5 protein-coding genes, 1 tRNA gene and 1 pseudogene are annotated in these 6291 nt (G+C 35.2%); 3 read left to right on the top strand and 4 right to left on the bottom strand.

Going from position 1 to position 6291, the window contains the following annotated elements:
• A pseudogene (locus tag ACKVOD_RS04845) lies at positions 1-460 on the top strand (UDP-3-O-(3-hydroxymyristoyl)glucosamine N-acyltransferase); the annotation flags it as partial.
• A 58-nt stretch (positions 461-518) separates the two neighbouring features.
• On the opposite strand, the gene ACKVOD_RS04840 reads toward ACKVOD_RS04845, so the two are convergent.
• The 4 genes from ACKVOD_RS04840 to ACKVOD_RS04825 all read right to left on the bottom strand — a co-directional run bounded on the left by ACKVOD_RS04840 (position 519) and on the right by ACKVOD_RS04825 (position 2944).
• A tRNA-His gene (locus ACKVOD_RS04840) sits at positions 519-592 on the bottom strand.
• A 63-nt stretch (positions 593-655) separates the two neighbouring features.
• Positions 656-1372 carry a bacillithiol biosynthesis deacetylase BshB1 gene (bshB1, locus tag ACKVOD_RS04835; RefSeq protein ID WP_409208345.1) on the bottom strand — a complete coding sequence of 239 codons (717 nt, stop codon included), beginning with the start codon at positions 1370-1372 and terminating at the stop codon, positions 656-658.
• A 36-nt stretch (positions 1373-1408) separates the two neighbouring features.
• Positions 1409-2506 carry a chorismate-binding protein gene (locus ACKVOD_RS04830; protein ID WP_409208344.1) on the bottom strand — a complete coding sequence of 366 codons (1098 nt, stop codon included), beginning with the start codon at positions 2504-2506 and terminating at the stop codon, positions 1409-1411.
• Positions 2507-2944: a PaaI family thioesterase gene (locus ACKVOD_RS04825; RefSeq protein WP_409208343.1), complete on the bottom strand. Its 438-nt coding sequence runs from the start codon at positions 2942-2944 to the stop codon at positions 2507-2509.
• Positions 2945-3082: 138 nt separating this feature from the next.
• Between ACKVOD_RS04825 and ACKVOD_RS04820 the strand changes: the two genes are divergently transcribed.
• Both ACKVOD_RS04820 and ACKVOD_RS04815 read left to right on the top strand, forming a co-directional pair.
• Positions 3083-4609, top strand: a complete 1527-nt coding sequence (locus ACKVOD_RS04820; protein ID WP_409208342.1) for a right-handed parallel beta-helix repeat-containing protein — start codon at positions 3083-3085, stop codon at positions 4607-4609.
• 87 nt (positions 4610-4696) lie between these two features.
• Positions 4697-6291: AIR synthase-related protein (locus ACKVOD_RS04815; protein ID WP_409208341.1), on the top strand; the 1595-nt coding region annotated here is incomplete at its 3' end.

The following is a 6291-nucleotide window of genomic DNA, read 5'->3' as shown; positions in this document are numbered from 1 at the left end:
AAATTGCACAATTGGCGCTGACGGATTTGGTTTCCGACCTTGTCAAGAACGAGGCTTGGCAAAAATTCCACAAATTGGTAATGTAATCATAGGAAATCATGTTGAGATTGGAGCCAATTCTTCTGTTGATAGAGGAAAATTCAGTTCAACTGTTTTAGGCGATGGCTGTAAAATTGATAATTTGGTTCAAATTGGTCACAATAGTAAATTAGGAAGATTCTGCATCATGGCTGGTAATAGCGGTCTTGCAGGTTCGGTTACTTTAGGAAATGGTGTTATTATTGGCGGAAGTGCTTCGATAAAAGACCACTTAACTTTGGGCGATGGTGTTACGATTGGTGCAGGTTCAGGAGTAGCCGCTGATGTACCTGCTGGAAAAACGATGTTAGGCTATCCTGCTGTTGAAGCTAGAACAGCATTGAAACAATGGGCTATCTTAAAAAGAATGGCAACAGAATAAAAACTTAAAATATATAAACGAAAAAAGCCTTGAATTACTTCAAGGCTTTTTAATTAAGGGTGGATGACCGGGTTCGAACCGGCGACTTCCGGCACCACAAACCAGCGCTCTAACCAGCTGAGCTACAACCACCATTTTTAACGAGTGCAAATATAGATTGAAATTTTTATTTTACAAAGAAAATTATTAAAAAAATTATATCAAATCCCCTAAACTATTGACCGCCAAATATCTTTCGACTGTAAATCCTTCAGCATAATCTACTCCTATTATTCTGCCTAAGTCTTGTGCACGGTAACTAAGACTTTCCAAAAAGTTTTGGGTAGCAATAGGCGTTTCTGGCTCGTTTGAATTTGGATCATAAAACTGAGAACGATATGCTAAAATCGCTTCAACTCTTTTTTCATTAAAACCCGTAATATCAACCACAAAATCTGGAATACTATTTTTCCATTGCATATAATGATACACTAATTTAGGTCGCCAAGCTTTTTGATTTTCTCCATTATATACAGTTTCAATTTTTACCAAACCCGATAGAAAACAAGCATTAGAAACTAGTTTACTCGCTTTGCCATGATCGATATGCCGGTCATCAACAGCATTACAAATTACTATTTCGGGTTGGTATTTCCGAATCATTTTGATTATCTCTAATTGATGCACTTCGTCATTGACAAAAAAACCATCCCGCATATTCAGGTTTTCACGAACAGAAACACCGAGAATTTCAGCAGCAGCTTTGGCCTCATCATCGCGAATTTCCTTTGAACCACGAGTGCCTAATTCCCCTCGGGTCAAATCGATAACACCTACTTTTTTACCCATAGACACTTCCTTGGCGATGGTTCCCCCACAACCCAATTCTACATCATCTGGATGTGCTCCGAATGCTAGTATATTTAGTTTCATTTTAGTTTAAAGTTTAAAGTTAAGTCCTTTTTAAATTTATAAATCTAAAACTTTTTTCATTGTCATTGATTTATTAACGCTTTCCTCCCACTCATTTTCAGGAATACTATCTTTGGTAATACCACAACCCATAAAAAAATGTGCTTTTGTCATGGCGAATTCCGAAAGCTTTCGGGACGAACCAATCTCAATTTCCATACAACGCAAATTTACGAACAAATCTGAATTTTGAGTTTCTTTGGTATCTACATAATTTAATTCTCCTAAAAAACCTGTGTAAAAAGTTCTATCGTAGTTTTCGTTATCTAAAATAAACTTTTTAGATTGATCTTTTGGAAAACCGCATACTGCTGGAGTTGGGTGTAATAATCGAATAAGTTTTTGCAAACCATAATCGGGATTTAACAGCCCGGAAATATCCGTTTTGATATGCCAAAGCGAACCAGCCTTAATGCTATAAGGTTTAGAAATCTTCAATTCCGTTACAGTATCCTTGAGCTTATTTACAATATAATCGGTTACAAATTGCTGTTCTTCTTCTTCTTTTTGCTTCCAAATCACAATAGAACCTCCCGAATCTTTTTGTGTTCCTGCTAGTGAAATAGTTTGAAAAACCTCCTGATTTACTTTTAATAATTGTTCTGGACTAGCTCCAAGCCAAACGCCAACTTTTGGATGATAAAAACAATAGGTAAATGCTGTGGGATAAAGTTGAACTAGTTTTTCAAAAGTTAACATTAAATCAAAATTAGAAAAATTGACTGACTCTCTTCTTGATAAAACTACTTTTTTGAAATCCTCATTTTCTATTGCCTGAATTCCTTTATGAACAAGGTTTTCAAAATAAATACGTTCTTTTTCATTGGAATAAAAATCGTTTCCATTGAACGAAATTGACTGATTCTCAATATAAATAGCACTACTAATTTCTGATTCATTTTCAGGAATTATATAGGTTTTATTTCCATCAAAAGAGGCAAAAACAAATCCTTTTTCGGTAAAATCATTTACTGAAAATAAGCTGTTGTTTTTTTGAAAAACCCCTTTAACAATAGGTTTATTTGGTTTTTTATAGAGAACAAAAGGAAGCTTGAGTTCCCATTGTAGCTTTGCTTTTTCTAAAATTAACTTCATTTATTTTAGTTGGTTTTTTCTTTTAGGCAAAACCATATTTGTCAATTTACAAAGCGAAATCAAATTATTTCTTTCATCTTCAATTCGAATTTCCCAAAGATGAATACTGCTTCCTTTGTGCACAATTCTTGCTGTAGCGGTCACAATTCCGTCTCGTTTTGCTTTGAGGTGATTCGCCGAAATTTCAATTCCTCTCACTTCACTAACCTCATGATTGATGTACAACATCGATGCGGCACTTCCCACACTTTCAGCCAAGGCAACCGAAGCACCACCATGAAGTAATCCCGCCGGCTGATGAACCATAGCATTAACAGGCATTGTAGCTACTAAATAATCGGGGCCTGCATCAACATACTCAATGTTTAGTGTTTGCATCAAGGTATTTTTTGAAATATCATTGCAAAGTTGAAGGATTTTTTCTTTATCGAAAGTCATACTGTTTATTTAAAGATGTAAATTTATGCAAAAGAAAACACTCCTAATAACAATACAATTCTAATTATACGTTATTATTAAAAAATCATTTAAAAATACTATTGTATTTTTCCTATTTTTACAAAAAAAATAAGCCTAATGCGTACATTTATTTTTGTGTTTTTAATTGGAATTCTAATTGCTGCTAGTTCTTGCCGTACAGACTTTGATACTGTAGCAAGTACAGGAGATTTAGAATTTTCAAAAGACACTGTTTATTTAGATACTGTTTTTTCAAAATTAAGTTCCAGTACTTACACTTTAAAAGTGTATAACCGAAGTAAAAATGATATCACTATTCCTAGTATAAAATTAGGTAAAGCTTTGAATTCAAAATATAGAATGACTGTTGATGGAATGCAAGGTAATAAAGGACAATTATTTAGTAATATAACTCTTTTAGCAAAAGACAGTTTGTACATATTTGTAGAAACAACAGCTGATGTTGCTGATGCTTCACCAACCGACTTTCTCTATACCGACCAAATTTTATTTGATAGCGGCTCAAACCTTCAAAAAGTAGAATTAGTTACCCTTATTCAAGATGCGATTTTTTTATATCCTAAAAAATTTACTGATGGTACTACCGAAAGATTACCAGTAGGCGGCGATGAAATTTACGGATTTTATTTAGACGAGGATGATCCTATACATGGCAACGAATTGAATTTTACCAATAAAAAACCTTATGTAATCTACGGATATGCAGCCGTCCCCAATGGAAAAACGGTGTCATTTGAAGCTGGTTCCCGGGTTCATTTTCATGAAGATTCGGGATTGATAATTACCGACCAAGCGTCAATAAATGTAAATGGATTGGTATCAACAACCAAAGCTTTAGAAAATGAAGTTGTGTTTGAAGGTGATCGATTAGAACCTGAATATTCAGATGTTCCAGGCCAATGGGGTACTATTTGGCTTACTGATGGCAGCACCAACAACATAATTAATAATTTAACTATTAAAAATGCTGGAATTGGTTTGTTGATTCAAAATAATGATGGAACAACCGTGCAACTAAAAAATACACAAATTTATAATAGTTCAGTTTATGGCATTTTAGCCCAAACTGCTAAAATAGAAGGAGAAAATATGGTCATTAATAATTCAGGTGAAGCTAGTTTAGCATGTTCCTATGGTGGTAATTATAAATTCACACATTGTACTTTTAACAATAATTGGAATAGCACGACCCAAGTAGCCGTTTTTGTTAGTAATTACAGTAAAGGTTCAAGTCCCGAAATAAAAGATTTAACAAGAGCCTTGTTCAATAATTGTATCATTTACGGATCCTACTCGAATGAATTTTTTCTGGAGAAAAGAGCAGGAGCCTTATTCGAATATCAATTAAACAACTGCCTTGTTAAGTTCAATAACACTTCAAATATATACACAAACGACCCTGATTATCAATTTAATACAGACGTAACGCATTACTCAAATATAATATTAAATAAAGACCCTAAATTCTTTAATATTGCATTAAATAAGTTTAACATTGAACAAACATCTGCTGCTTTTGAAAAAGGCAATGCTAGTTATATAATTCCTTTAGATATCGTTGGAAATAGTAGAACAGCACCACCTGATATTGGGGCATATCAAAACAAGGCTTTTCCGAAATAAAAAACGAGTTGTTTATCATTGTATTTTTTGTTCCTGCAAACTTTTTACGCTAAATTTGCAGCGTTAATTATAACAAACTAAATAACAATGATTCATTTCTTTGAAAACCAAAGCAAGACAATTTTTGCCGTTCAGACGATCAATTCCGAAATTTCGGGAGAAATATCAGATCAAGACATTTCAAAACTCAACTGGCTTTTTGCTGATTCCCATAAAATAGAAAAATCCGTCCCGATAGCTATCGGGACGGATTTTTTTGTTGGTCCACGAGCCACAATGATTACGCCATGGAGTACCAATGCAGTGGAGATTACTCAGAATATGGGAATTTCAGGAATCATTCGTATCGAAGAATTTCATAAAGTTTCGGAAGGTTTTACCGATTTCGATCCAATGCTTTCGCAAAAATATTCTGAATTAAACCAAGATATTTTCACGATTCACATTCAACCCGAAGCCATTTTAGACATTGATGATATTGCCGCTTACAACAAGTCCGAAGGATTGTCTTTGAGCACAGAAGAAGTGGAATATTTGGATAATTTGGCAACCAAGTTAGAACGAAAATTAACGGATTCCGAGATTTTCGCCTTTTCTCAAGCCAATTCAGAACACTGTCGTCATAAGATTTTCAACGGTACCTTTGTTATAGATGGTATCGAAAAAGAAACTTCTCTTTTCAAATTAATCAAAAAAACATCACAAGAAAATCCGAACGATATTGTTTCTGCTTACAAAGATAATGTGGCTTTTGTAAAAGGTCCGAGAGTGCAACAATTCGCCCCAAAAACGGCTGACAAAGCTGATTTTTACGAGATAAAAGAATTTAATTCGGTTATTTCCTTAAAAGCAGAAACCCACAATTTTCCAACTACGGTAGAGCCTTTTAATGGGGCTGCAACAGGTTCAGGCGGAGAAATTCGGGATCGTTTGGCGGGTGGTCAAGGTTCGTTGCCAATGGCAGGAACTGCGGTTTATATGACTTCGTATTCACGGTTACAAAAAAACAAATTAGGATTTGATGAACGAAAATGGTTGTATCAAACACCTATAGATATTTTAATAAAAGCTTCGAATGGAGCTTCGGATTTTGGAAATAAATTTGGACAACCCTTGATTACGGGTTCGGTTTTGACTTTCGAATATGAAGAACCCACCCCTAACCCCTCCAAAGGAGGGGAATTAAAAAGTAGAAAATTGGGTTACGACAAAGTAATTATGCAAGCAGGTGGAATTGGTTACGGAAAACTGGATCAAGCCATCAAACACAAACCGCAAGAAGGCGATAAAATCGTAATTCTTGGCGGTGAAAATTATAGAATCGGAATGGGTGGTGCTGCGGTTTCTTCTGCCGATACTGGAGCGATGAGTTCTGGAATCGAGTTAAATGCTGTGCAACGCTCAAATCCTGAAATGCAAAAACGCGCTGCGAACGCCATACGTGGTTTGGTGGAAAGCGACCATAATCCAATAGTTTCCATTCACGATCACGGAGCTGGCGGACATTTAAATTGTCTTTCGGAATTAGTGGAAGAAACAGGTGGATTGATTGACTTGGATAAATTGCCCGTGGGTGACCCTACCCTTTCGGCTAAAGAAATTATTGGCAACGAATCTCAGGAAAGAATGGGATTAGTTATTGGCAAAAAAGACATTGATTTACTTCAAAAAATTGCCGACCG

Origin of the sequence: Flavobacterium sp., assembly GCF_046155325.1 — a bacterium.
GTDB lineage: Bacteria > Bacteroidota > Bacteroidia > Flavobacteriales > Flavobacteriaceae > Flavobacterium.
Note: the sequence above shows the minus strand (reverse complement) of the source record. Positions and strands in the feature narration are given on the sequence as shown.